The sequence below is a fragment of the Acidocella sp. MX-AZ02 genome, assembly GCF_000306035.1.
GTDB classification, from domain to species: Bacteria; Pseudomonadota; Alphaproteobacteria; order Acetobacterales; family Acetobacteraceae; genus Acidocella; species Acidocella facilis.
The window spans coordinates 464,421-486,890 of record NZ_JH976208.1; the positions used below are offsets into that span (position 1 = coordinate 464,421).

The following is a 22,470-nucleotide window of genomic DNA, read 5'->3' on the forward strand; positions in this document are numbered from 1 at the left end:
CTGCATGATTACGATTGGAAGCAGGATAAGGGCTTTGGGGTTCTGGAATTGATCATGACCGCGCCGATCGTCGTCGCCAGTTGGATCAGCCTGCAATATTACGGCTCCACCGTGGCGCCGGACTTGTTCGGCAGCGGCAACAAGCTGTTGCACAACGTCATCGGCGGGATCGGGGTGGCCGAGGGCAATGGCGGCAGCTTGCGCGCCGGCCTGCCCTGGCAGTCGGTTCACGATGGCGCGCGCTACGCGCACGATCCGCTGCGCCTATCCGTCTGCATCGAGGCGCCGCGCGACGCCATGTCCGAGATCCTCGGCCGCCATCCGGAGGTGCGCGCTCTGTTCGATCATGGCTGGATGCATCTCTTCGCCCTTGATGAGGCCGGGCAAATGGCCTGGCGTTATGCCGGCGATCTGCACTGGACGGCCATGGCGGGCCGCCATCTCGTGCAGCCATCCGCGCGCCTGGAGGCCGCGGTCTGAGCGGTGATCGGCGGGCGCAACATATGTTTAGGCCGACGCGGTGGCGTCAAGATAAACGCATGAAATTGCGGAGCCAAACAAAAATGAGAGCAGCCAGCAAAAGGCTTGATGCGCTCATCCCGATGGGCGGGTTTTGGTGAGGAGATGAACCAATGACGCTCAGCCTTACACCATTGAGACTCTTCTGGAGGAAGAGGGCGCAACCGACCATACTCGGCTTCGCTTCCAAGTTTGGGCGCGTGTTCGCGTAGGTTCCGGCGGTGCGCTCCGCGCCCACGCAGGCCATAATTTTCGTGAGTGCCGTGAACATGCTGATCTCAACAGGATGAGCAGCGCTGCCGGCACAAGATAAACATGTTGACACGGGGTCGGCCAAGCTGCTCCTCGTCCCGGTATGAACATGCCTCGCCGCGTTCTTCTTGCCGCTCTGCCCGCCTTCTGCGCCTCCTCCGCCAGGGCGGATGAGGCAACCAGCTTCCTGGCGGAGAGCGAACGCCGGACCGGCGGGCGCATCGGAATCTACGCCCGCAACCTCGCCACCGGGCGGACATTGTCCTGGCGGGCGGACGAGCGCTTCGTGATGTGCAGCACCTTCAAAATGTCGCTGGTGGCCTGCGTGCTCTCGCGCGTCGACAAGGGCGAGGAGCGGCTCGGCCGCTTCGTCCAATACGGCGCGGCACAACTCTCCAACTACGCGCCGGTGGCGCGGCTTCATCTGGCCGATGGCGGCATGACGGTCGGGGCCATGTGCCAGGCGGCCATCGAGGTCAGCGACAACACCTGCGCGGATTTGCTGCTGCTGAGCGTGGGCGGCCCGGCCGCGCTGACCCGCTTCTGGCGGGCGGAGGGGGACGAGGTGACGCGGCTCGACCACACCGAGCCGCGCCTGAATTTCTCGCCGCCGGGCGACCCGAGGGACACGACCACGCCCGCCGCCATGGCGGGCGACCTCCAGCGCTTCCTGCTGGGCGACGCGCTCTCTCCAGCCTCTCGTGCGCGGCTCACGGGTTGGATGCTGAATTGCCAGACCGGCGGAGCGCTGCTGCGCGCTGGCCTGCCCAAGGGCTGGAAGGTGGCGGACAAGACCGGCAACAACGGCAAGGACGCGCTGGGCGACATCGCGGTGGCTTGGCCAGCCCCGGACAGGCCGATCGTCATCTGCGCCTACACCCAGGGCGGACAGCCGAAGCCGGAAATCCTGCCGCCCATCCTCGCCGGCGTGGGTCGGATGGTCGGGGCGCAATTGGCCTGACGCTCCGGCGCGCATGCCGGCGCCGCCGCAGCTTCCCACCGGGCGAACTGCGGCGTTCCGCGACCGTTGAGGGGATAGTGGTGGGCGGCGCCAAAACGCCAGCGGGCCGGTCCGCCAGGACCGACCCGCTTTCGCTTTATTTTCAAGGAATTAGTTGGCGCGCCCGAAGAGATTCGAACTCCTGACCCTCAGATTCGTAGTAGGTTCGTAACGAAATCCAGGACGCCCTTGATCGTATGCGGTCGTCCTTGATGACCTACCATCACTACACCGTGGCACACAACCCGGACGGCCTGTACCCCGCGGTAGCACCCGATTACCGCCCGTCGCCGCCGATCGCTCGGGGGGATTGTGGTGGGAAGCCCCTACGAGCCCCGCAGCCAATTCTCGCAGGCCAGCCCTTCGACCCGCCGGAACTCCCGCTCATTGTCCGTCACCACAGTGCAGCCAAGCGCCTTGGCATGGGCGGCGATCAGAAGGTCATTGCCGCCGATGGGCGTGCCGGCCTGCTCCAACTGCGCCCGGATGGTGCCGTAGGACTCGTCCGCCGGCTGTTCGAACGGCACGATGTCCAGCGCGGACAGCACCGCTTCGAGCTGTGTGGCCAGCCGCGCGGAGCCGCGCTTGGCGGCGCCGAAGCGCAGCTCGGCAGCGACGATGATGCTGGTGCAGACTTCGGTTTCCCCAACGCGCCTGATCTGCTCGGCCACGCGCCCTTGCGGATGCCGGATGAGATCGGAGAGGATGTTGGTGTCCAGCAGGTAGCGCATCAGAGCGCCACGTCGTCCGGCGGCAGGTCCTCGATCGGCGCGAAATCCTCATCCAAGGCGGGTAGGGTAGCCAGCAACGTCAGCAGAGACCTGGGTGCCGCCGGCTCGATGATCAGCCGGTTGCCTTCCTTGTGCATGACGGCGTCCTCGCCCGGCAGCTCGAACTCCCGGGGGATGCGCACGGCCTGGTTCCGGCCGTTCTTGAAGAGCTTGACGTGGCGGGTGGGTTCCATGCTATTCAGTTAGCATATGTCGTGGCATATGTCTATTGCCGGGGAATGGGCTTCCCCCCGCAGAGAGGGCGATTGCTATTGGAACTTCCGGCGTAGGAACAGTCTCGATGCCCGAATTCTATCACATGGTCAAAAACGCTTGGGACATCATGAAGACGTCTGTCGGGCTCAGGTCTGGTCTCAGTAATCAAGAAGAACCCGCATCCTGATCCTGATCCGTATGCTCGTCCCCCTGACCTGCTAGTCGGAGTCGCGTCTTTTGCATTGGCCGTTTCGGGCGTTACAGGTCCTACGGCCTCGCCGATCAGTACCATCACAATGCCAGCATCTGGCGCCACAGGTACGGCGGTTGAGCCGGAAAGCCTAGATCACTCTAAAGACTCCGTCTGATCAGTCCAGGATTGCGAGAGAGGCGTTATGAAGAACGACAGCTGATATAGATCGTTGTGGCCAAACGACCCCTTATATCCCAGCTCTCTTGTCCGCTGCTCTCTTTCGATACGCTCAAACATTATCAGTCTGGGGTCAAAATAAACTTCGTCAAATACCTCATTCGGATCGATGTCCACAAGAAACCGATCTGTGCGCATGTCTTCTGTACCGACAAGAATAATGCGGACTTCCTCTTCATGCCGGAAAGCTAGGCGTTTCTTTAACAGGGACGCCGCCCGATGGTCGCCTTTGCCAATCGCGACCGGACCAACTTGGTCAAGCAGTGCGGCGACTTCTCCTCCGGGATTTTCAGAGTATTGGATGGCTCCCAGGTAAAATTTCAGTTCGGAATTCCTTCTCTTCTTGGAAAATTTGTTGATGGCGCAAACAAGCTTTGCCGGGGTGGTTTTAACCTGCACACCTTCAAACTTTGGCTCTGTATTTCGTCCCGTCGCCGCGTCCCTGTTGACCCTGGAATATGCGCGAAGCAAAGCGTCTGATTGCCCCTCGAATGACCAGCATTGAGCAAAGGCGGGCCTTAGATATGGCGACAACATTTTCTGCTTATGGTCTGGAGTCTGCAACATTATCTTACTGCAGATGTCCTCGTACGGGTCTTCCCAAGCATCGGGACGAATAAGGAACAAATTTCCGGCATTTGTTGTTAACGCGGCCTCAAAGAACCACAAAGGAAAAATTCGGTATAGTGGGCGGTTCATGTCGGGAATGCCCGAAACCATGACCACAGGCTCATCCGTTTCAGTTGGGGTCATCGGGGCAGCTTGGTCGTTCATGTGCCTGTCATTTCCTGCTTATCCTCACGGCAAATTAAACGTCATGCCTAAACGGCGCTTCAACGCTTAATTCTGTGTCCACTGATCCAAGCCATCCCGGCGGCGGTTGTGGCTTGTCTGCCAGGGTTGCCCATGGCTGCTCGCCCGTCAAAAATACTGGCGCCGGTCTGTTCGCGCGAATGGATTGCTGCGCCTCCAATTTCTTGTCACCGCCGGCTACCGCGACATCCACGGCTAAATTTTGTAGAAATCCCCGTGCATGAATCGTGCGGAACGGAGTGTCGAAAATATCCCTGTAACGCAAGACCACCTCGTAGGCATCATTGGCTACCCATTCGAGTGCTTGCGTGGACACTCGCTTCCCATCTGCAACCTTGGTTGCCACGTGATGCGCCTCAATCGACAGGTTGATTTCGATGCTCTCATTTGCCGCTATCAATCCGCACACAACAATCGGATGCGTGAGCCAGTATGCCAGGCCCTCAACACTGCTGCCCCAGTTGAGGTAGGCTGCGACATCCCTTGCCGGCCCAAGCCCTCTGTTGTACAAGCGCCCCTTGATCGAAATGTAGGGCTTGTCATCCCCTGCAAAATACTGTGGCCCTGGGGTCGCCGTTCGGATGTTAAAGTCCGCGCCAAATGGCTTTTGCGCACTGGATTCCCGAAACTCGACTACACAGAACGGACGCAGATTTTCTCGATGATGCTGGTCCGCCTGCTGCATGGCCTTCTCTGCATCGGCTACCGTGGCTTTCGTGAATCGGGCCAGAGAGAATGTAGCCCATGCCAGTGCCCCGGTTCCTACGGCCACAATAACGGAACCGACCGCGCCGGCTAGATCAATCCAGTCCTTTAGCCCCATTGTCATGCCGAGCAAACGCCTCAAAGTTTGATACATGTTCTATCATCAATCTGCTTCTTAACGAAACCTCTTGCCAAATCTGTCAAGAGGTCAAACAGACATTGCGCGGTTCAGTGACCGAGAGCGGCGTGATGGACCCGGCGCGGCTGTATGAGTCGCCCTACACCGACCTCAACGACCAGGGGTTGGACGGGCTGTTCGGCGGCGAGGCGGCGGACGCGCTGCTGGCCGTGCTGGACGAGATCAAGCGCCGCGCGGCGGCGTAGGCCCGGCGCGAGAAGGGCACCTGGACCGAAACGGCCCAGGTGCTCCGTTACTTGACTTTCAGGATATGGAAGATGCCCCGCAGCTCACTCGGCCGCGCCGGTATCCACGTCAGTCAGCTTCCAGCCCAACCTACCGCCATCGATCAGGCCAGCCTCGGCGAGCTTCGACAGCGCGGCGGAGATGGAGCCGAGGGGCATCTCGCCGGCATCCTCGGCGGCGAGGAGGTCCGCGATCTGCGGGCGGGTGAGGGTGCCGTGCCGCCGCAGGATGCCGAGGACGCGGGCGTAGATGGTGTTGGCGCCGGGGGTCCACGGCCGGTGGATGCGGCGGCCGCCAGCCAGCCTGGCGACGGTGTCCCGCATGCTGGCCAGCTTGGTCAGTTCAGCCTTGCCGGCATCGATCTTCTCGTCGAGCATCGCGATGAAGGCGCCGGCGTCGGTGCAGGCGGGCAGGCCCAGCCCCGCGCCGAGGGTGTTCACCAGCTCGAGGTTGCCGGCAGCGGTGGTCAGCTTCTTGGTCTTGATGTTCATGGTCACGAACTCTCCTTGCTTGTCGTGATGATGGCTCGGCCGCGCATCGGTATTTGAACCTGAATGGCCGCTCAGCTTCGTGTTCCTAGTGTTTGGCCATTTAATCCTGGCCGCGTTCATCGGCCTGCTTTTGAAACGGCCGACCGGCGGACGAGCAGCTTCTCCCGCCGCGCCTTCAGCCGAATGAGTTCGAGGATTTCATCGCGCATCGCCGACATCTCCCCTGCCACGGTCGGATGCCTCACGATGGCGCCTTCAACGATCTCCAGCAGCTCCGTCAGATTCTTGGTGGCAGCATGCTCTGACTGACGGCATACCAGCCCAAGCCCTGCCGCTAGTGCCGCGTCTCTAGCCGGCGAGCGCCTTCAGGCTGGACGCCTTGGTCTTCTTGGCCATGGCATCTCCACAAAAGCTGCATCAGGACGGCGACGGCCTTCAGGGCCGCCACCGTCCATCGTTTCGATACATCGGCCTGCTTGAGGTGTTAGCCGGCTTCCTGCTCGTTGGGTTCCGTGGCAAGCGACTCGTCCATGGCCAAGCGCCACAGACCGTTGCTGAGGGTGACTAGGCCCCTCTTCTTCATGGTGTCGAGGGTGCCGCTGGCGCACCCATGCGTAACCTCGCCATGGCCATCATGGGCCAGTTCCCACTTAATCCGCCGCACGCTAGCTACTCCTTGCTCCATCAGAACTTTTTCGATCCTCACGGCGACAGGGGCCTCTCGGCGTGGTGCCCTTGGCCCAACCTCCAAGAAATCGGTGGCGTCCAGCACCGCCAGAATCTGCGTTGCCGCTACCACCATCTGCTGTAGCGCCTGTCGCAGGGTCGCCCGCTCGTCCATGGATATTCGTGTATCTCGCATATTGAAATCCTTTGAGGATTCGCCCCAGATTTCGGTCTGAAGCGCGAATGCCGGTTCCCCGGCATCCATCGCGGCACATCGATTTTGATCGCGCCGCCCGGGCTTCGTGGCCCTCCTAGCCAGCAAGCCGCCTTCAACGGCGGCTTGCTGCTTCTTCAGTGAATCGAGCTATCCACCGGGACGTAGACCTCTTTGCGGATGAAGCTTCCATCCACCGCCCAGACACCATCCTCGTCGATTTCAAGCTCCCCGCCGAGGTCCATGTACAGGAGCGTGAGCCCCACGTCTTCCTTCGGAATCCACCCAGGGTTATCCAGAGCGATGGACTTGATGACCTGCCATGTGCTCGTGGAACCGTATCGCACCAAGAGGTCATGTATTTGGTCGCGGACAATGTACATCGGCCACACCGTCCGGTTCGGCTTCTTCCGCACGGGCTTCATGCGTAGATAGGCGACCATCTTCCCCAACTCGATCAAACCATCCGCGGGGGTGATATTGTCCTCGCGGAGCTCCTTGAATCTCGCCACGATCTCCGCAAGGTCAAACCTCGAAGAAATGCCAAATGCCGCACGGAGCGCGACCGCAATGTGCTTGTCTTCCGCCTGCACGGCGGAGTTCTTCATCGTCAGCATGTAGGGTCCTTGAAATTCCGGGTTGCCGCGCCCGCCCGGGGCGCGGCTCTGTACGGCGGTGTACGCTGATTCCCGCGCACGCCGCCCCCAATCCGCTACACCTGCGGCTAGCCGGTGAGCGCCCGCAGGCTGGGCGCGCGGCCGGCGCCGACCACATTGTCCACGCGCCTCAGCGTGACCGAGGTGCCGGGGACCTTCTCGTAATTCGCCTTCAGCATCGAGAAGGTTACGAAATCCCGCGTGGTGCTGCCCGAGTGCCGCAGCACCACTTCATCAGCCTCCTTCTTGGAAATCTCCTCCAGGCCAAACATGACCCTCACCGCCCCGGCCATGGAGCCGGCGCCGCGACCGTTGAACATGGTCAGGTTGCCCTTCGCATCCTTGGTGACGTGATGGGTGATGAGGATGGCGCAGTTGTTGTTGCGCGCGAGATCGCGGAACGCGCTGAATACCCCGTGCATTTCGCCATTATCCGATTCCGGGGCGGTGTGGACTTCCACAAGGGGGTCGAAAATGACTAGCCGCGCGCGGTGATCCCGGATCGCATCGCGCAGCTCTTCACCAAGCTCCGACAGTTCCTGGCCGCCATTGACGGCCTTCGCCAGCAGCGGGCCGCCGCGCCTGAAGCTGGCGACCTGGAGGTTTTGGTCGACGATTTCCTCATCGGCGCCCAGCTCGCGGCAGGCGGCATACAGCCGCCGGGCGATCTCCTTGTCGGGGTCTTCGGGCGTGTAGATCAGCACCCTCTGCGGCCTCGGCACATCCAGCCCCGCGAACGGGCGGCCGCCGGCCGTGGCCACGCCCATGTGGAGGACGGCGGTGCTCTTGCTGATGCCCGGCACACCGATGATCTTGCCAAGAAGCCCCGGTTCCAGCGAGCCGATGACCGGATCATTCGGCTGGTTGATGACGTCGGCGAAGCCCGAAAGGCTGGTCAGCACCAGGTTCCGCGAAGCGGGCGGGATGCCCTGGCCACCTCCTTCACCCGTTTCCGGCACAGCCTCGCCGGTGTTGCCCGCATGCGCGGGGCCGTTTGCCAGCGGCGGCGCCACCGGCAGCCGCGAGGGTGCCGGCGCCCCGTCATGGGTAGCCGGATAGGCGCGCCGCTCATGGCGGTTGGTAGGCTGATCGGGCCCATCGGCCTTGCCCCCATCCGGGCCAGGCGGCAAGGCGGCGTTGACCGCCCGCGCGGAAACGCCGCCGAGCAGCATTTCCTCCGTGCCCGCGGATTGTTCCTGTTCGGTCTCGGCCAGCTTGGCGCTGTTCGCGCTCTCCTGGTTCTTCGTTTCTTCATCGCCCCCATCCTCGGGGGCTGCATGCGCCATTGGCGCCCCGGCGTTGCTGTCCGCGTCGCCCACTGCGGGATGCGTGGCATCCGTCGCGGGCGTGAAGGTCGGCAGCGCGAAATTATTCACCTTGTCGCCCGAGGGGGCGATGCTGGCATTGAGAATTTGGCTTCTCCGCGTTTTTGGTGGTCGTCGCCCCGCAGCCAGGATGGCGGCGGGGGACTGCATCAAATGTGCTGGCGCCAAACTGGTTCAAGAGGTGGTGGAAGAATTTTTGGCGCTGTCCGATCCGCGCGCTGGGGCGCTTGAATGGGCTGGCTTTTTCCCGCACGACAATCACCTCATCCCCTTGAAGGGATGAGGTGATTGTCTCGATGGCACGGTTCCGCTCATCTCGTGGAAGCAAAGCTTGTCGGCTCTCGCTTGGAGACTGAGTTGCCCCGCGCGGGTCATGCCCAGGCCCGCCTGGGCTTTGGCGGCCTCGGCGGCGAAACGTCACGCCGGCCTGGGCGATGGCATGTCACTGTGGGGGTGGGGGCCTTAAAGCCCCCACCCCCACAGTGACATGTTGCCCGCACTTTTTTGCCTAAGTTGAGATCGCTTCGTCTTCCCCGGTCTCCGACCGTCGAAGGCTGGGGGTGGGTGGAACGGAAGGGCCAGGCGCCGTGAAGCGCCTGACCCTTCCGTTCTTCCTCTGCACCACCCAGGGCGCGGCGGCGTCCCGGCTGGAGCGCATGTCATGGTCTCGCCCGCGCGGTGCGGGCCCAGCAACCCCGGTCGGCACGGGGTGGCCAGCCTTTGAGGGCTGGCCACCCCGCGCCTTGGAGACCATCGACATGACACAACTTCCGCCCCAGATCCGCATCCTGGACGAACTGGTCCGCCAGCACGCCGAGGGCCACGATTTGCCCCGGCACATTCCGCACGTGCGCCTTGCCGATGCCCTGGCGCGCGGCGATGATCCGCTGCATCTGCTTCCATACTTCGCCGATCTGGGCACGAAGATCGAGAACCTGGAAGAGCTCTTTGCAGCCTGCGCCGACCCCGGCGAGGAGGAAATCCAGGCCTACCGCATCGAGCAAGGAATAGCCGTTTTTCTCGTTCCGGATGGCCAATGGGCGGTCTTCACCAAATGAACGAGGCGGCCATGGAATCCAGCACCCCGACCGCATCCGCCAGGCCCGCATCCACTGCTGGGGGCGGAAGCGGCCGCGACAACGTCGCGTGGCGCGCGACCAGCACCGGGCGCGATGTCGCGCTTATCTCCACTGATCTGATTCCGGGCCGGCCACTGCGCCTTTGGGGCGCGGCGGTCGAGGTCGCGGATGGTGGCGCGTTCATCCGCCTCGCCACTCTCAACGCTTTCGACGGCTGGAGCCTGACCCAGCTTTTGGCCGTGGCGCTGGCCCGGTTCGAGGCGGAGCAGGCGCATTCCGGCGAGGCCGTCCTGGCCGAGATCGTCCGCCACCTGGACCGCGCCGCCGCAATGCACCGTGAGCCCCAGGATGGCTGGGCGGTGCCGCCGGTTTCCTTTGAGCCGGCGCCGCCGGGCAGTCCGGCCTCGCCGTTTCCATGGAGCCTGGCCAGGGCAGGGCAGTTCGCCATCCAGCTGTGCCCGGATGCCGAGGCGCGGCAGCGCGGCGTCACGCCCGAGCAACTTCTGACCGTGATCGAAATGGCATTGACCAGTTGGCTGCGGGTCACGCCGTGGAGAAGGAGCTGCTGGCAGGCGCGGCGCGAGGTGCGCACGGCGCTGGCCTTGGAGGCGGAGCGGGCCAGGGCGCGCTGGGCGGCGCACGTGGCGGATTGCGACGCGGAGACGAACCTGGGCTGAACCGGCCCACCCGCCTCGTTACTTCCTCCAATATAGATGGAGGAAGATGCCTAGCACGGCGTGGCGCATCGGCGCCAAAGCCCAACCGCTCAGCCGCATGTGATGCTCTCGCCCAGGCCGTTGCAGCCCGGGCGATCCATCCACCCCGAACCAGCAGGAGGCCCCGCCTGCAAAGGCGGGGCTTCCTGCGTCTGGAGCCCCACCACATGGACCAACATGAGACCCACACGCTGGAGGAATTGCTGCGGCGCTACTCAGGCATCGAGAAGTTGCCAGAGGTGCAGCGGATCAAATTCGACGAGGCCGTGCGCACCGGCGAGGACCCGCTCAGCATCGTCAAGTATTTCAAGACGCTCGGCATCGAAGTGCGCGAGCCGGCCGACCTGTTCCGCCTCAACGACGATCCCCACGAGGAAGAAATCAACGCCTTCAAAATTCCCGAGGGCGTGGCTGTGTCCGTCGAGAGCGATGACCTCTGGCTGGTGTTCGAGGTGGACAGTGTCGGCCTGTCTGATCTGTCGGACGGAACCAAAACGGAATCATCCTCCAGTGCCGCGACGCCTGTTGCGTGCGCCGAAGGAGGAGCGGGCCGATGATCGACTTCGATGAGACATCCATCGTCGCCGTGCGCCGCACCGGAGACGGCGAGCGCTTCGCGCTGTTCACCAACGCGGATGTGCAGGCCTTTTGGACGCAGAAATTCTGGGTGGCGATTCTGGACACCGGCGGCGACGGCTTCGGCCTGCCGGTGCGGTACGGCACGGTCTGCTCCGCCCCGGCGGGCTGGACATTGCGCCAGTTGATCCTCGTGGCGCAGGCCCGCGCGGCGCTGGAATACGGGCGGGTGCCGGAGGGCGGCGCGCTCGCCGTGCTGGAGGCGCTGGGCAAAGCGGTCAGGCAGATGCAGGCGGGCGAGCCTCTCGGCGCCGGGGTGGAATTCTGCCCCGGCGCCGTGACCTCACCCTACAGCTGGACCAAGGCGCGCTCCGGCGACCTGGCGATCGAGCTCTGCCCCGACCCCGAAAGCCGCCGGGAGGGCATCGTGCCTGAGCAAATCCTGATCGTCGTGGACGAGGCGCTGCGGGACTGGGCGGAGCGGGCGCCGTATCTCTCGCGCCTGTGGACCTGCCGCAACGCGGTGCGCGAGGCGTTGGCCGCCGAAATCAGGCGCGTGCGGCTCGCGCGTCTGGCGGCGGGTGAAGCCGGCGAAGGTCGGTAGGGCAGAAGCCAGAGAAACTGGCATGGCCGAATAGGGCAGGGCAGGCAGCAAGGCAGGATGTGAGAATTGGTCGCCAACGCGCCTCGCGAATTTTGAACCTGTAAGCGCGGCCCTGCCGTCTTCCTCGCAGGCCAACGCGGACCAGCGAAGGTTTTTGGCGGCAAAGTTGGGTCGGCGAACACCTCCATGGACGAGCCGGGGCAAGCCCGCCCCGGCGTCAGACATGGAGACAATTCGACATGGCCAAGCACATGACCACCGCCGCCGAGAACGGCGACAGTGCGACCAGCACGATCACCGCCGCCGCCACCACCGAACCGCCGGCGCCGATGAAGCTGCTCACCGCCCGCCAGGCGGGTGAGCTGCTTGGCGTCTCGCCGGAGACGCTGGAGCGCTGGCGCGGGGCCGGCACCGGGCCGGCCTACGTCAAGCTCTCGGGCCGGTACGTCCGGTACAAGCAGGACGATTTGGAAGCCTTCATCCAGAATGCCCGCCGCAGCAGCACCGCCGGGTGAGCATCGTCCGCCTGCTGCTCTCGGCCCGGCGCCGGAAGCGGCACGTCCACCTGGGCGAGATGCCCGCGCCAGGCATCACCGCCCAAGACCCCGATGACCCCCATGCCCATCCACCCCATCCATCCAGCCAATGGAAAGGAACCCCATGGCCGCGATCACCATCACCCGCACCACGATGCAGAAGCTGCCGCCGCTCGCGGAAGGTGCTGTCAAGCAGCGCATCTTCGACGATCGCCTCGTCGGCTTCATCGCCGAGCAGCGGCGCGGCACCGTGACGTTCTACTTCCGGTACAAGGACGCGCGCGGCCGCCAGCACGAGATCAGGCTGGGCCGCCTCGGCGACGTCACCGTTGACCAGGCCCGCAGGCGCGCCGAGCAGCTCAAGGCCGAGGTCAGCCTGGGCGGCGACCCGGTGGCGGAGAAGGCGAAGCTCAAATCCGTGCCCACCGTCGAGGAGTTCGCCCGGGACAGATACCTGCCGCACGTCCAGGAGCCCCAGCGCTCAGCGCACAACGTCGAGGCCTATCTGCGCCTGCGCATCCTGCCCGCCATCGGAAAGAAGGCCCTGGACGAGGTCACACAGGCCGATGTCGCGGAGATGCGCAGGAGGTTCCAGGCGGAGGGCCTGGCCAACGGAACGGTGAATCGTCACCTCGCCACCCTACGCGCCATGTTCAACCAGGCCCTGAAATGGGAGCTCTACGAGGGCAAGACCCCCGCCAGCTCGCCCGGCATGCTCAGGGAGCAGCACCGCGACAAGTACCTGTCCCCGGCGGAAACGCAAGCGCTCTTCCGCGCCCTGGCCGGCGACAAGGACGAGACCGCCGCGTCGGTTTTGGCGCTGCTGGCTGTCACGGGTGCCCGCCGGGGCGAGGCGCTGCAGGCGAAATGGGAGAACGTCGACCTTGAGCGCTGCATCCTCACCGTGCCGCGCTCGAAATCGGGCCGCACCCGGCACATCCCGCTCTCGCCGGTGGCCGTGGCGATCCTCCAGCGGCAGCTCGCCAAGCGGTCCATCCACCCGGAGAACCCTTACGTCTTCCCCAGCGCCCGCCTGCCGGGCAAGCCGGTGGAGGGCGTACGCGGCGCCTGGGTGCGGGCGAAGAAAGCGGCGGGGCTGCCGGACGATTTGCGCATCCACGATTTGCGGCACAGCTTCGCCAGCGCCCTGGCCAACGCCGGCACGCCGCTGAACGAGATCGGCACCGTGCTGGGCCACAGCCAGCTCAGCACGACGACGAGGTACGCGCACCACTCGCCGCAGAGGCTGATCGATACCGCAACAACCGCGCTGCGGGCGTGGAACCTGCTGCCCGAGGCACAGCAGGCCGAGGGCGCGGAGGTGGACGTGGTGCAGGAAGGCGCGAGGGACGCCGCCTGAACCAAGCAGGCGGGCAGAACCACGACAACCACTGAGGCCAGCACAACCACCGCGCCCGAACCGAAGACCCAAAACGAGGAAGGGGAAGGCGCCGAAGCGCCTTCCCCGATGCATCGCCGAACCAGAACCCGAAAGGAACCACAATGCAGAACGAGAAGAACCAGCTCGCCACCGCCGCCGAGATCGTGCCGCCGCGCCAGGGGCAGACCCCAGCTCCGGAGGCCAGAAAGCGCGGCCTCTGGAACCGCCTGCCGGCCGTGGTGAAGATCGTCCTCACCCTGCCGGTGGTGATGGCGCTGCTGGGCGCGGAAATCGAGCTGCGGCTCGCGCCCCAGCTCGACCTCGTCCTCACCGCCGCTGGAATCTGTGCCATGTGGGCGTGGTTGAGAGGTTCGTCTGACAGAGCATGAAGCTCCATCGAGGGGCTGGTTGGTGTGTGAAATTTTCTGTATCGTAACGTATAGGAGAGCTTCTGGAGAAGAGGAAAGTCATGCCATTCTACGTGCGCAAGTCTGTCTCGGCCGGTCCGTTCCGTTTCAATCTGTCGAAGTCCGGGATTGGCCTTTCGGTCGGCGTCAAGGGGCTCAGGATTGGAACCGGTCCGCGAGGGCATTACATCCAAGCGGGATGCGGCGGCCTCTACTACAGGGCTTCAATAGGTGGCGGTCGCTCTCAGCGTCCAGTTCGTCAGCAGCGACCGGCATCCGTGCACAAGGTAGATCAGCCAATCACACCAGCCGATGCCGGGCAAGTCGTGATGGTCGAAGTAGCGTCGGGAGATGTCACGCAGATGCAGGACTGCTCGGTGTCGGAGCTGATCGACGATCTGAATGCCAAGCAAGCGCGGATTCCACTTGGTCGATTGCTTGGCATCGGTGTTGCCTGCCTTGGCTTGTTAGCCATGATGGCGAGTGGCTCCTTGGGCCAGAATGGCCCTGTGATTAGCATCATCATCCTACTGCTGGCATTGCCGGCCTGGGCCACGGGTGCATGGTTGGATCAGTTCCTGCGAAGGAGCGTGCTCTTCTACAACCTCGACTCAGAAGCCGGGACCAAGTTCGAACAGGTCACGAAAGAGTACGACGCTCTCGTGGTCTGCCGAGGACGGTGGCACATCCAGGCTGGAGGTGCTGTCCATGATCTAACCACATGGAAACGAAACGCCGGAGCGGATCACTTGGTCAATCGCAAGACTGCACGCTTGGGGTACAGCCTGCCGAAGGTGCTCCGTTGCAACATCACGCCGCCCGCACTTGGATTGGGTAGGTGCACGTTCTATTTTTTTCCAGAGGTCGTGCTTGTGCAGGACGGGAAGAAGTTCGGCGCCGTTGGGTACGGAGATCTCCAAATCAGGCACCAGCCATCGCGTTTCATTGAGAGCGGCTCTCCACCGAACGATGCCCAAGTCGTCGATCACACGTGGGAGCACCCCAACAAGAGCGGCGGCCCAGATCGTCGGTTCAAGAGCAATCGCAAGCTCCCGGTCTGCCTGTACGACGCCATGCACCTGTCCAGCCGGTCTGGGGTGAATGAATTGGCTCAGTTCTCGCGGGTCGGCCTCGTCGAGAGGTTCGCGGCCAGTTTGCGAGAACTACCCATGAGTCCGGCATCTGCAAGCCTATTGGCGCTGAGTTATACATCATCATCAGCGTAATCTGGGGTTGCCGTCGACCTCCCTGGGGAAGTGACCAGACTCATGGCGACCGCCGCCCATATCTGCGCCATCTGGGCGAGGTTCTTTGGCGCACCTTCGCGATGGTATGAGTGCTGGAAATTTCGATGGTGCGCTGGGCTTTTTCGCCCAGCGCACCATTACGTACAATTTTTTGTCTGCCCAAGCTGAGATGGTTGGGGCCTGACAGTCCAGTTCCGGGTGATGATAGACGGAATCGATCATTCTCTAATCGGTATGATCGAGTCGAAAGCGGAACCGCCGTTCGTGGCTGTCAACCCTGACAATTGCGGTCGCCTCCGCCGCGTAGTCCGGCAGATACCTACCCCACGTGGTTCAGCGAACCTCTCAAGCACATGCGGTCTGATCTTTGTCAAATAACTCGGTATTGAGCATAAATTCTGCGATCACTGCCCCCACGCCACATCCCCCAAGGCATTGACCGGTATTTTGAGATAGCGAAGACCGTTGCTCTCAGGCTCGGGAAGGCGCCCGCCCATGATGTTGACCTGGAGGGCGTGCAGGATGAGCTTCGGCATCGGCAAGTCTCTGTCCCGCGCTTCCCGCAGGGCAATGAACTTTGCTCTGTCTACTCCAGCAATGTGGCTATTCCGGGCTTTCTGTTCGGCGACCGTGCTCTCCCACCGCGGCGCACGGCCGTCGGGCTGATAATCATGGCCGGTGAAGATACGCGTTTCCTCCGGCAAAGCCAGGATCGCCTGGAGCGACTCCCAAAGCCGCTCGGCACTGCCGCCTGGGAAATCTGCGCGCGCTGTGCCGGAATCAGGCATGAAGATCGTATCGTGGACAAAGGCGGCATCGCCGATCACATAGGTGATTGATGCCAGCGTATGGCCCGGGGAAAAGAGAACCTGTGCGTCGATCGTGCCGATGGCAAAGCGCTGGCCATCCTCGAAAAGATGGTCCCACTGGGAACCGTCGGTCTTGAGGTCAGGCCAGTTGTAGATCGACCGCCACAACCGCTGTACTTCGACCACATGCGCGCCAATCGCCGTGGGCGCGCCGGTCTTTTCGTGCAGATAGTGGCCGGCGGAGAAATGGTCGGCATGCGGATGCGTATCGAGGATCCATTGGACGATCAGCTTCTCCTCTGCCACGTAGCGCAAGATGGCATCGGCGCTCGTCGTGGCAATAGAGCCTGATTTTTCGTCGAAATCCAGTACGGGATCAATGATCGCGCAATGACCGGTGGTAGGGTCCGACACGACATATTGCGCGCTGAAGGTGCGCGGATCGAAGAAGCCCTTGACACGCGGCCGCCGTTCCTGATCGCGCGCCAGCCATTTGGCGGCAACTGAAAGATCGATGCCCCATTTGGCACTGAGGCCGGCCAAGTCCTCCCGGGCGAGGCGCCCGTCCAGCACCTCGCCGATGACATGGAGGCTCGCGGACCGGACCCCGCTTCTGCAATGCGCGAAGACCGGGCCGGGAACCTCAGAGACTGCCCTCTGGAAGGATCGCACATCGGCTTCGGTAATTGTCGACGTCGTCACGGGTATGAAATGGAAGGACATGCCGCCCGCCTCGGCGGTCTGCTGCTCGGCCGCCGGGCGCGGTTGCCCGGCCTGTTCGTCCGCCGGGCGATTGCTGATGACGCCCTTGAACCCGGCGGCGGCAAGATCGGGAAAATCCGTAAGCCTCGGCTGAGGAGAGATGAAGAGCTTGTCTGATATCTGCGTCGCGGAGGGAGGTATAGCCATGTGGTCGGGCATTTTAGTCTCCTGATAAAAGGGCGGGATCATTTCGCCGCCACTGCAAGAAATGTACGATCGCCAAGTCAGCCGTCTCATTCAGGGAGAGCTATCTGCGAACCCGGGAAGCTGTCGCAGGGGGTTTAGAGGTGCGAGCGGGAGAAGCTGGAACTGCATCAAATGCGCCTGGCCCAGCGGCAGGGCTTCCAGCATCGCGTGAGCTTCTTTGAGATCCGTCACGTTGAGCAGGAACACCACACCGTTGCGGTCGGCGAGCGAGAACCACTGGTCGATCTTGCCGGCGAGGTAGAGCTTCACCGTCTCGCGCACCTCGGTCGGCAGAACGGCGCGGACGGAGGCGAGGCTAGCGCCCGGGGTGATCGTGCCGATTGCCAAGATGCGGGTGGTGGGCGCGGGGAGGTGCTGAGTCTGCGCCTCTCCGGGTCTGGTGGCGGCGAGCAAGGCAAGGCCGGCCGAAAGCGTGCGTGTCATGTCGGGTTCCTGGGATCAGAGGACGCGCACCCGGCCGTCACTGGCCGGGTGCAGCTTGTAATCAGGCGTTGAGCATGATGCGGGCGGATTCCTCGGCCGCGTCGATCTGCGGCCAATGCCCGGCGTCCAGCGCGTGGAGCGAGACGTTGCGGAGTTGGGCCTGGAGGAAGGCCGCCGTCGAGAGATGCAGATAGGGGTCGTTGCGGCCCCAGATGAGCACCACAGGCACCTCCGACCGGCGGAGCGCCACGGTGCGGCCGGTATTCGCCGCGACCTCATCCTTCAACTGGCTCGTCATCTGCGCGAAGGCGATGGCGGCACTCGGCTGCTGGCGGAAGTTGGCGTCGATCAACGGCCCGAGCAGTTCCTGGTAGCGGGTCTGGCCGGTGAGCGCCGCGTCTCCCAACAGCAACTGGCGCTGGAACTCGATCAGCCAAGCGAATTGCTGCGGGCTCGTCAGGAAATGCCGCGCGAGGGACTGCAGCGGCTTGTGCGAGAAGAGCTCGATCAGCTCCGGCACCAGAAGGCCCGGCGCCTCGCCGTAGAAGACGTTCATCAGCACGACTGAGGCGACGCGCTCTGGATGGACGAGTGCCATGTTGAGGGCGGCTGGGCCGCCGGCGTCATGGCCGACCAGCACAACCTTGTCGAGCTGCAGGGCGTCAAGCACGGCTTCGACATCGTCGCGCTGCTGGGCGAAGCTGTATTGCGCGCCCTCCGGCTTGTCGGAGGCGCCGAAGCCCAGGAAGTCGATGGTAATCGCCCGGCGGCCGCCGGCGACGAGGTGCGGAATGAGATCGTCGTAGATATGCCCGTTGTCCGGGAAGCCGTGAAGCATCACGAAGGCGGGGCCGTTGCCCGGATAGTCCCGCACATAGACGTTGCCGTTGGCGGTAGGCACGCGGTATTCGGAGAAGCTGGTCATGACATTTTGTCCTTCTGATGGCGCGTAAGGCCCTTCGGGCCTCCACAGCGCGGTTCGATTTTTCTTGAGCAAGAGGGGCGGGGTGCGTTCAGGCCGCGGTCTTGCCGTAGCGGTCGGCGGCATGCTGGCGGGAGAGGTTGGGGCCGAGCCGGCCGCGGGCGGCATTGAAGCTATCCCAGTCGGCGCGGTCCGGCAGCGAAGGAATGGTGACATCTTCGCCCGCATCGAGGCCGGCCAGTGCCGCGTCCACAAGCTCCTCGGCGTCCATGACCATCTCGGCCGGCAGGCTCTCACCGGCAGGGCCCCAGAAGGCGGTGCGGGTGGCGCCGGGCAGCACGGCCTGCACCTGCACACCGCGCGGCGCTACTTCCTGGCGGAGCGAGATCGAAAGGTTGAGGATATAGGCCTTGGTACCGCTGTAGGCGCCGCTGAAAAGCTCCGGCGCGAGAGCAAGCGCCGAGGAGATATTGACGATGGTGCCCCGTTCGGCGGCGGAGAAGGCAGTGGCCGCTGCGGCGGCAAGACGGGTCGGCGCCGTCACGTTCACCTGGATCATCTGCTCCAGCGCATCGACATTGGCATTGGCAAGGCCCGGGGCGGCACCGATACCGGCATTGTTGACCAGCATGGTTACGGCGCTGTCCGTGCGCAGCCGCTCTTCCACGCGGCGGACATCGGTGGCTTCGTTCAGATCGGCGCGGATCGTCTCGACGGCCACGCCATGGCGGGTGGCGGCTTCGGCCACCGCCGTCAGGCGGGCGGCATCGCGGGCCACCAGGATCAGGTCATAGCCGCGACGGGCCAGCCGGTCGGCATAGACGGCACCGATGCCGCTGGAGGCGCCGGTGATCAGGGCGGTCTTGCGAGAGTAAGTGTTCATCGTTTGGGTTCCTTTCGGGTTTCGATGAAAGGAAATGTGCACCTTCCTCCTCAGCGTGATAATTGGCTAAGATTGGTGATCATCTTCCTGTGGAGTGGTATAATCATGGACCGACTTGACGCGATGACCACTCTGCTCGCAGTGGTGGAGACGGGCAGTTTCTCCGCCGCAGCGCGCAAACTGCGGGTACCGGTGACGACGGTGAGTCGGCGCGTGGCGGAGCTTGAAGCGCATCTGCGGACGAAGCTGCTGCAACGTACCACCCGAAAGGTCACGCTGACGGATGCCGGTGCTCCCTATGTCTTGGCCTGCCGCAAGGTGCTGGAGCAGATCGGTGAAGCGGAACGGATGGCAGCCGGCGAGTATCAGAGCCCGCGGGGAGAATTGACGGTGACCGCGCCGCTGGTTTTCGGACGCATGCATCTCGTGCCTGTCATGGTGGAATTCATGGCGCAGTTCGTCGATGTTCGCCTAAATTGCCGCTTCAATGATCGCGTGCTGGACATGCAGGACGAGCGTATCGACCTTGCTGTTCGTATTGGCCAACTGCCAGATAGCAGCCGCCGCGCACGGCGGATAGGCACGATCCGCCGCGTGGTATGCGCGAGCCCGGACTACCTGGTGCGCCGTGGAGAGCCGCGAACGCTTGCTGAATTGGAAACGCATGAGTGCGTTGGCTTCCATGGATTTGATCCTGCGGGGCAATGGCTTTTTGCTCGGCCGGAGGGGTTGGCTGTCGTGCCGATACGATCCCGCATCATGTTTGATGCGATCGAATCAGTGATCGACGCCGGCATTGCCGGCGCGGGCCTCATTCGCGTTTTCTGCTATCATGTCAGACCAGCCCTCCGATCAGGCCTGCTGCGGGAGGTGCTTTCCGATTTCGCGCCGGCAAGTCTTCCAGTCCATATCTTGCATAGTCACGACGATATGGTGCCACACAAAGTTCGTGCCTTCATCGACTTTTGCGTTCCACGGTTGCAGGCTAGGCTAGCACCCTGAGGGTTGAAAGCACTGAATTCCATTGAAACGGTTGAGGAGCGCTGGGTGCAGGTACCCAGCGCTCCCTTCCTTTTGGAACCCTCAGCAGGCTTACCGCCGCGCGGCTTCCGCAGGCGCACATGCAGCCCTGCCCGGAAACGCCACCAGCCACATGAACACGAACGGCCCGACCAGGGGGATGAACAGCGCGGCCAGCCGCCAGCGCTGCAGGCCCAGCAGGGTGAGCAGCCTGTTGGCGGGCATCAGGGCCATCATCACCCCGAGGGAGGTGATCCCGACCAGCAGCGCGGCCGGCGGGATCACGCCGGCCCGCAGCACCCGCACCCCCACCCCGAACCTGTCCCGTTCTTCACAATCATGGGTCCATTATGCGTGGAATAATAGGCCTTCGCAATATGTGGTCGCCCGACCATGGACGCGCGGGAGAGAGTGGCGGTGAACATCAGACGGCTTCGCGTCGAGCGCGGGGTTTCGCAGGAGGCGTTCGCGGTCGACGCCGGTGTGGACCGGACCTACATGAGCCGGATCGAGCGGCGCCTTGAGAACCCGACGGTGACGGTGCTGGAGAAGATCGCGGCGGCGCTGGGGGTGGAGATCGCGGCACTGTTCGCCGACCCCGGGCCGGAGGATGGGGCGCCGCCCTCGCTGCCGGCGGGAAGGAAGAGGCGGAAGCCTGCATGATGGCTTGGGCGGGTCATATGCGCCGCCGGGTGATGGGAAATGGCATCGCGGCTTCCATGACGGGGTGCCTTCGCGGGCCTGCCATGTCATACGCCTAGGCATGGATTTGATCGCCTTCAAGCTCGTCCTGCCGCCGCTATTGATCCTGGCGGCCAGCCTCGCCGGGCGGCGCTGGGGGGATGCGATCGGCGGCTGGCTCGTTGGTCTGCCCCTCACGTCCGGGCCTGTGGCCGTCTTTCTCGCCGTCCAGTACGGCCCCGGGTTCGCCGCAGCCGCCAGCAACGGGTCCCTGGCTGGCACGGCCGCGCAAGCCTTCTTCAGCCTCGCGTACGCCCTGTTGGCGCGGCGGGGTTGGATGGTGGCCCTGCCGGGTGGAGCTGCCGCCTACGCGTGCGTAGGCTTTTTCTTGCGGTCGTTCCCCCTGCCGCACTGGGGTTTCTTCGTCCTGGCGCTGCTGGCGCTCACGGTATCCGCGCGGCTCATTCCCCATCGCGTGGCCGCCCGCGGCGTCATCGCGGCACCCTGGTGGGATCTGCCCGCCCGCATGGTGGTGGCGACGAGCTTGGTCTTGGTTCTCACCGCCGCGGCCGCGTTCGTTGGGCCGCGGACCGCTGGGATGCTCGCCAGCTTCCCGGTGTTCGGCGCCATCCTCGCCATCTTCGCGCACCATATGAGGGGCGCGGAAATGGCGAGGCAGGTGCTGCGCGGCATGGTGCTGGCGCTGTACGGCTTCGCCTCGTTCTTCTTCGTCCTTGGCTTGCTCCTGGTGCCGGCCGGCACGTTTCTCGCCTTCCTGGCCGCGACGGCGGCCGCGTTGCTGGTGCAGGCCGTTGCGCTCCGTGTCATCCGGCGCGGCCAAGTACCAGCCGCGGCTCTGGAGCGGGCCTGAGAGCCGCTTCCCACCGGGCGAAGTGCGGCGTTCTGGGGCCGTTGAGGGGATAGTGGTGGGCAGACCCAAAACGCTAATGGGCCAGCCGTCGCCGGCTGGCCCATTTTCACTTGTATTTCAAGGAATTCCGTGGCGCGCCCGAAGAGATTCGAACTCCTGACCCTCAGATTCGTAGTAGGTTCGAAACTAAATTTCAGGACCCCTTATCCGCCTCTGCGGGCCGCGCATGACCCCGCCTGGCCATGCCGGCGGTCGCGTTGGATGCGGGCTGCATCCCCTGTTGGCCTCAAACCGCCGCTCTTCGCCGCCGCCCGCCCGAGGGGATTGTGAGGGGAAGCTGAGGGGAAGCTGGGGGGACGCACAGCTCAGCTGCCGGAGCCTTTCCGCTAGTTGGCGGTCATGCTGGTCCTGTTCAGCACTGCAGCGGGGACGCGAAGCGGCAGATCACCCTGGATTATCAGTCTTGGCTTTCTTCTCGCCCAGTGCAATTTGGATGAGCCGCAGTTGCTTGAGTCGAAGCTCCGAAGCGGCATCGCGAATCTCTCTCGACGGATCTTGAGAAAGCTTTGTAATTGCAGCGTCGATCGCTACAGCGGGTAATATATAGAGGTCGAGTACCAACATCGCCGCACGGCGTATACCTACCTCAGGGTGGTCGAATAGTAGAAACAGTCGAGACACCAGAGCCTCGTTGAGTGTCACTCCCAATCTTAGGAAGCCGGCTAGTGCATCGGCAGGCAGTGTGCCAGCTTCGGCGCGGGCAATGACCTTCGCGCGTAGTGCTCCATCTGCTTGGAAGCGAGCATGGAGACGCGCCTCGATCATATTCCGTATTCCCATGTCAGATCGGGCCAGTTCGTCTAGC

At 63.6% G+C, this 22,470-nt stretch carries 31 protein-coding genes; 15 read left to right on the top strand and 16 right to left on the bottom strand.

What is annotated here, in order from left to right; genetic code table 11:
- Positions 1–480: putative inorganic carbon transporter subunit DabA (locus tag MXAZACID_RS10420; protein ID WP_039885177.1), on the top strand; the 480-nt coding region annotated here is incomplete at its 5' end.
- 46 nt (positions 481–526) lie between these two features.
- Here the strand turns inward: MXAZACID_RS10420 and MXAZACID_RS10425 are convergent.
- On the bottom strand, positions 527–856 hold the full coding sequence (locus MXAZACID_RS10425) for a hypothetical protein (RefSeq protein ID WP_144052744.1): 330 nt from the start codon (positions 854–856) through the stop codon (positions 527–529).
- A gap of 18 nt (positions 857–874) precedes the next feature.
- Here MXAZACID_RS10425 and bla point away from each other — a divergent pair, with 18 nt between their 5' ends.
- Complete coding sequence (bla, locus tag MXAZACID_RS10430; protein ID WP_008494292.1) at positions 875–1,732, top strand: class A beta-lactamase; 858 nt, start codon at positions 875–877, stop codon at positions 1,730–1,732.
- Positions 1,733–2,097: 365 nt separating this feature from the next.
- Here the strand turns inward: bla and MXAZACID_RS10435 are convergent, their stop codons facing one another.
- The 4 genes from MXAZACID_RS10435 to MXAZACID_RS10450 form a co-directional block, all read right to left on the bottom strand.
- A complete protein-coding gene (locus MXAZACID_RS10435; protein ID WP_008494293.1) occupies positions 2,098–2,502 on the bottom strand; it encodes a type II toxin-antitoxin system VapC family toxin in 405 nt (134 codons plus the stop codon).
- Positions 2,502–2,735, bottom strand: a complete 234-nt coding sequence (locus tag MXAZACID_RS10440) for an antitoxin (RefSeq protein ID WP_008494294.1) — start codon at positions 2,733–2,735, stop codon at positions 2,502–2,504. Before MXAZACID_RS10440 ends, MXAZACID_RS10435 begins: the two co-directional genes overlap by 1 nt.
- 368 nt (positions 2,736–3,103) lie before the next feature.
- A complete protein-coding gene (locus tag MXAZACID_RS10445) occupies positions 3,104–3,961 on the bottom strand; it encodes a hypothetical protein (protein WP_008494297.1) in 858 nt (285 codons plus the stop codon).
- A gap of 34 nt (positions 3,962–3,995) precedes the next feature.
- The gene (locus tag MXAZACID_RS10450; protein ID WP_008494298.1) at positions 3,996–4,859 is read right to left on the bottom strand and encodes a hypothetical protein; all 864 of its coding nucleotides are present in this window, start codon (positions 4,857–4,859) and stop codon (positions 3,996–3,998) included.
- Between the two features lie 65 nt (positions 4,860–4,924).
- Here MXAZACID_RS10450 and MXAZACID_RS19340 point away from each other — a divergent pair, with 65 nt between their 5' ends.
- Positions 4,925–5,089: a hypothetical protein gene (locus MXAZACID_RS19340; RefSeq protein WP_205619789.1), complete on the top strand. Its 165-nt coding sequence runs from the start codon at positions 4,925–4,927 to the stop codon at positions 5,087–5,089.
- An 84-nt stretch (positions 5,090–5,173) separates the two neighbouring features.
- On the opposite strand, the gene MXAZACID_RS10455 is transcribed toward MXAZACID_RS19340, so the two are convergent.
- From MXAZACID_RS10455 to MXAZACID_RS10470, 5 genes are all read right to left on the bottom strand, one after another.
- The gene (locus MXAZACID_RS10455; RefSeq protein ID WP_008494300.1) at positions 5,174–5,620 is read right to left on the bottom strand and encodes a hypothetical protein; all 447 of its coding nucleotides are present in this window, start codon (positions 5,618–5,620) and stop codon (positions 5,174–5,176) included.
- A gap of 116 nt (positions 5,621–5,736) precedes the next feature.
- Positions 5,737–5,865, bottom strand: coding sequence for a hypothetical protein (locus MXAZACID_RS20305; protein ID WP_256378777.1), 129 nt, complete (start codon positions 5,863–5,865; stop codon positions 5,737–5,739).
- A 239-nt stretch (positions 5,866–6,104) separates the two neighbouring features.
- Complete coding sequence (locus tag MXAZACID_RS10460; RefSeq protein ID WP_008494301.1) at positions 6,105–6,551, bottom strand: hypothetical protein; 447 nt, start codon at positions 6,549–6,551, stop codon at positions 6,105–6,107.
- Positions 6,552–6,637: 86 nt separating this feature from the next.
- Positions 6,638–7,117 carry a hypothetical protein gene (locus tag MXAZACID_RS10465; protein WP_008494302.1) on the bottom strand — a complete coding sequence of 160 codons (480 nt, stop codon included), beginning with the start codon at positions 7,115–7,117 and terminating at the stop codon, positions 6,638–6,640.
- Between the two features lie 107 nt (positions 7,118–7,224).
- The gene (locus MXAZACID_RS10470) at positions 7,225–8,328 is read right to left on the bottom strand and encodes an AAA family ATPase (RefSeq protein ID WP_205619790.1); all 1,104 of its coding nucleotides are present in this window, start codon (positions 8,326–8,328) and stop codon (positions 7,225–7,227) included.
- A 43-nt stretch (positions 8,329–8,371) separates the two neighbouring features.
- Between MXAZACID_RS10470 and MXAZACID_RS19770 the strand changes: the two genes are divergently transcribed.
- The 9 genes from MXAZACID_RS19770 to MXAZACID_RS10510 all read left to right on the top strand — a co-directional run bounded on the left by MXAZACID_RS19770 (position 8,372) and on the right by MXAZACID_RS10510 (position 15,006).
- The gene (locus MXAZACID_RS19770; RefSeq protein WP_205619791.1) at positions 8,372–8,764 is read left to right on the top strand and encodes a hypothetical protein; all 393 of its coding nucleotides are present in this window, start codon (positions 8,372–8,374) and stop codon (positions 8,762–8,764) included.
- Between the two features lie 304 nt (positions 8,765–9,068).
- A complete protein-coding gene (locus tag MXAZACID_RS10475; RefSeq protein ID WP_240376609.1) occupies positions 9,069–9,539 on the top strand; it encodes a hypothetical protein in 471 nt (156 codons plus the stop codon).
- Positions 9,540–9,550: 11 nt separating this feature from the next.
- Positions 9,551–10,237 (top strand): hypothetical protein, encoded by a 687-nt coding sequence (locus tag MXAZACID_RS10480; protein WP_240376610.1) that lies wholly within the window; start codon positions 9,551–9,553, stop codon positions 10,235–10,237.
- A gap of 206 nt (positions 10,238–10,443) precedes the next feature.
- Positions 10,444–10,833 (top strand): hypothetical protein, encoded by a 390-nt coding sequence (locus tag MXAZACID_RS10485; protein WP_008494307.1) that lies wholly within the window; start codon positions 10,444–10,446, stop codon positions 10,831–10,833.
- Positions 10,830–11,456 carry a hypothetical protein gene (locus MXAZACID_RS17825; RefSeq protein WP_008494308.1) on the top strand — a complete coding sequence of 209 codons (627 nt, stop codon included), beginning with the start codon at positions 10,830–10,832 and terminating at the stop codon, positions 11,454–11,456. Before MXAZACID_RS10485 ends, MXAZACID_RS17825 begins: the two co-directional genes overlap by 4 nt.
- 239 nt (positions 11,457–11,695) lie before the next feature.
- Positions 11,696–11,971: an AlpA family transcriptional regulator gene (locus tag MXAZACID_RS10495; protein ID WP_008494309.1), complete on the top strand. Its 276-nt coding sequence runs from the start codon at positions 11,696–11,698 to the stop codon at positions 11,969–11,971.
- 145 nt (positions 11,972–12,116) lie between these two features.
- Positions 12,117–13,352 carry a site-specific integrase gene (locus MXAZACID_RS10500; RefSeq protein ID WP_008494310.1) on the top strand — a complete coding sequence of 412 codons (1,236 nt, stop codon included), beginning with the start codon at positions 12,117–12,119 and terminating at the stop codon, positions 13,350–13,352.
- Between the two features lie 143 nt (positions 13,353–13,495).
- Positions 13,496–13,762: a hypothetical protein gene (locus MXAZACID_RS10505; protein WP_008494311.1), complete on the top strand. Its 267-nt coding sequence runs from the start codon at positions 13,496–13,498 to the stop codon at positions 13,760–13,762.
- Positions 13,763–13,842: 80 nt separating this feature from the next.
- Complete coding sequence (locus MXAZACID_RS10510; RefSeq protein WP_083878659.1) at positions 13,843–15,006, top strand: DUF4236 domain-containing protein; 1,164 nt, start codon at positions 13,843–13,845, stop codon at positions 15,004–15,006.
- Positions 15,007–15,431: 425 nt separating this feature from the next.
- On the opposite strand, the gene blh is transcribed toward MXAZACID_RS10510, so the two are convergent.
- The 4 genes from blh to MXAZACID_RS10530 form a co-directional block, all read right to left on the bottom strand.
- The gene (gene blh / locus MXAZACID_RS10515; RefSeq protein ID WP_333489938.1) at positions 15,432–16,787 is read right to left on the bottom strand and encodes a bifunctional sulfur transferase/dioxygenase Blh; all 1,356 of its coding nucleotides are present in this window, start codon (positions 16,785–16,787) and stop codon (positions 15,432–15,434) included.
- Positions 16,788–16,835: 48 nt separating this feature from the next.
- Positions 16,836–17,228, bottom strand: coding sequence for a hypothetical protein (locus MXAZACID_RS10520; protein WP_008494314.1), 393 nt, complete (start codon positions 17,226–17,228; stop codon positions 16,836–16,838).
- Positions 17,229–17,289: 61 nt separating this feature from the next.
- Positions 17,290–18,153: an alpha/beta fold hydrolase gene (locus tag MXAZACID_RS10525; RefSeq protein ID WP_008494315.1), complete on the bottom strand. Its 864-nt coding sequence runs from the start codon at positions 18,151–18,153 to the stop codon at positions 17,290–17,292.
- Between the two features lie 88 nt (positions 18,154–18,241).
- Complete coding sequence (locus MXAZACID_RS10530) at positions 18,242–19,033, bottom strand: SDR family oxidoreductase (RefSeq protein ID WP_008494317.1); 792 nt, start codon at positions 19,031–19,033, stop codon at positions 18,242–18,244.
- 105 nt (positions 19,034–19,138) lie between these two features.
- Here MXAZACID_RS10530 and MXAZACID_RS10535 point away from each other — a divergent pair, with 105 nt between their 5' ends.
- Positions 19,139–20,035, top strand: coding sequence for a LysR family transcriptional regulator (locus MXAZACID_RS10535; RefSeq protein WP_039885297.1), 897 nt, complete (start codon positions 19,139–19,141; stop codon positions 20,033–20,035).
- A 90-nt stretch (positions 20,036–20,125) separates the two neighbouring features.
- On the opposite strand, the gene MXAZACID_RS10540 is transcribed toward MXAZACID_RS10535, so the two are convergent.
- Positions 20,126–20,359, bottom strand: a complete 234-nt coding sequence (locus tag MXAZACID_RS10540) for a hypothetical protein (protein WP_240376611.1) — start codon at positions 20,357–20,359, stop codon at positions 20,126–20,128.
- 87 nt (positions 20,360–20,446) lie between these two features.
- On the opposite strand from MXAZACID_RS10540, the gene MXAZACID_RS10545 reads away from it, so the two are divergent.
- Together MXAZACID_RS10545 and MXAZACID_RS10550 are read left to right on the top strand one after the other, a co-directional pair.
- Complete coding sequence (locus MXAZACID_RS10545; protein WP_008494320.1) at positions 20,447–20,716, top strand: helix-turn-helix domain-containing protein; 270 nt, start codon at positions 20,447–20,449, stop codon at positions 20,714–20,716.
- 100 nt (positions 20,717–20,816) lie between these two features.
- On the top strand, positions 20,817–21,605 hold the full coding sequence (locus MXAZACID_RS10550; protein ID WP_008494321.1) for a hypothetical protein: 789 nt from the start codon (positions 20,817–20,819) through the stop codon (positions 21,603–21,605).
- 444 nt (positions 21,606–22,049) lie between these two features.
- Here the strand turns inward: MXAZACID_RS10550 and MXAZACID_RS10555 are convergent.
- On the bottom strand, positions 22,050–22,470 hold a 421-nt coding region (locus MXAZACID_RS10555), incomplete at its 5' end, for a hypothetical protein (protein ID WP_008494322.1).

Excerpts from the sequence above, each read along its gene's own strand:
- MXAZACID_RS10465 (WP_008494302.1), bottom strand. The coding sequence starts at position 7,117 with ATGCTGACGATGAAGAACTCCGCCGTGCAGGCGGAAGACAAGCACATT.
- MXAZACID_RS10480 (WP_240376610.1), top strand. The coding sequence starts at position 9,551 with ATGGAATCCAGCACCCCGACCGCATCCGCCAGGCCCGCATCCACTGCT.
- MXAZACID_RS10545 (WP_008494320.1), top strand. The coding sequence starts at position 20,447 with ATGGACGCGCGGGAGAGAGTGGCGGTGAACATCAGACGGCTTCGCGTC.
- MXAZACID_RS10520 (WP_008494314.1), bottom strand. The coding sequence starts at position 17,228 with ATGACACGCACGCTTTCGGCCGGCCTTGCCTTGCTCGCCGCCACCAGA.
- MXAZACID_RS10455 (WP_008494300.1), bottom strand. The coding sequence starts at position 5,620 with ATGAACATCAAGACCAAGAAGCTGACCACCGCTGCCGGCAACCTCGAG.
- MXAZACID_RS10485 (WP_008494307.1), top strand. The coding sequence starts at position 10,444 with ATGGACCAACATGAGACCCACACGCTGGAGGAATTGCTGCGGCGCTAC.
- MXAZACID_RS10505 (WP_008494311.1), top strand. The coding sequence starts at position 13,496 with ATGCAGAACGAGAAGAACCAGCTCGCCACCGCCGCCGAGATCGTGCCG.
- MXAZACID_RS10495 (WP_008494309.1), top strand. The coding sequence starts at position 11,696 with ATGGCCAAGCACATGACCACCGCCGCCGAGAACGGCGACAGTGCGACC.
- MXAZACID_RS10525 (WP_008494315.1), bottom strand. The coding sequence starts at position 18,153 with ATGACCAGCTTCTCCGAATACCGCGTGCCTACCGCCAACGGCAACGTC.
- MXAZACID_RS10550 (WP_008494321.1), top strand. The coding sequence starts at position 20,817 with ATGGATTTGATCGCCTTCAAGCTCGTCCTGCCGCCGCTATTGATCCTG.
- MXAZACID_RS10450 (WP_008494298.1), bottom strand. The coding sequence starts at position 4,859 with ATGTATCAAACTTTGAGGCGTTTGCTCGGCATGACAATGGGGCTAAAG.
- MXAZACID_RS10535 (WP_039885297.1), top strand. The coding sequence starts at position 19,139 with ATGGACCGACTTGACGCGATGACCACTCTGCTCGCAGTGGTGGAGACG.
- MXAZACID_RS10500 (WP_008494310.1), top strand. The coding sequence starts at position 12,117 with ATGGCCGCGATCACCATCACCCGCACCACGATGCAGAAGCTGCCGCCG.
- MXAZACID_RS10445 (WP_008494297.1), bottom strand. The coding sequence starts at position 3,961 with ATGAACGACCAAGCTGCCCCGATGACCCCAACTGAAACGGATGAGCCT.
- MXAZACID_RS10530 (WP_008494317.1), bottom strand. The coding sequence starts at position 19,033 with ATGAACACTTACTCTCGCAAGACCGCCCTGATCACCGGCGCCTCCAGC.
- MXAZACID_RS10440 (WP_008494294.1), bottom strand. The coding sequence starts at position 2,735 with ATGGAACCCACCCGCCACGTCAAGCTCTTCAAGAACGGCCGGAACCAG.
- bla (WP_008494292.1), top strand. The coding sequence starts at position 875 with ATGAACATGCCTCGCCGCGTTCTTCTTGCCGCTCTGCCCGCCTTCTGC.
- MXAZACID_RS10470 (WP_205619790.1), bottom strand. The coding sequence starts at position 8,328 with ATGCTGCTCGGCGGCGTTTCCGCGCGGGCGGTCAACGCCGCCTTGCCG.
- MXAZACID_RS10435 (WP_008494293.1), bottom strand. The coding sequence starts at position 2,502 with ATGCGCTACCTGCTGGACACCAACATCCTCTCCGATCTCATCCGGCAT.
- MXAZACID_RS17825 (WP_008494308.1), top strand. The coding sequence starts at position 10,830 with ATGATCGACTTCGATGAGACATCCATCGTCGCCGTGCGCCGCACCGGA.
- blh (WP_333489938.1), bottom strand. The coding sequence starts at position 16,787 with ATGATCCCGCCCTTTTATCAGGAGACTAAAATGCCCGACCACATGGCT.
- MXAZACID_RS10460 (WP_008494301.1), bottom strand. The coding sequence starts at position 6,551 with ATGGATGCCGGGGAACCGGCATTCGCGCTTCAGACCGAAATCTGGGGC.
- MXAZACID_RS10510 (WP_083878659.1), top strand. The coding sequence starts at position 13,843 with ATGCCATTCTACGTGCGCAAGTCTGTCTCGGCCGGTCCGTTCCGTTTC.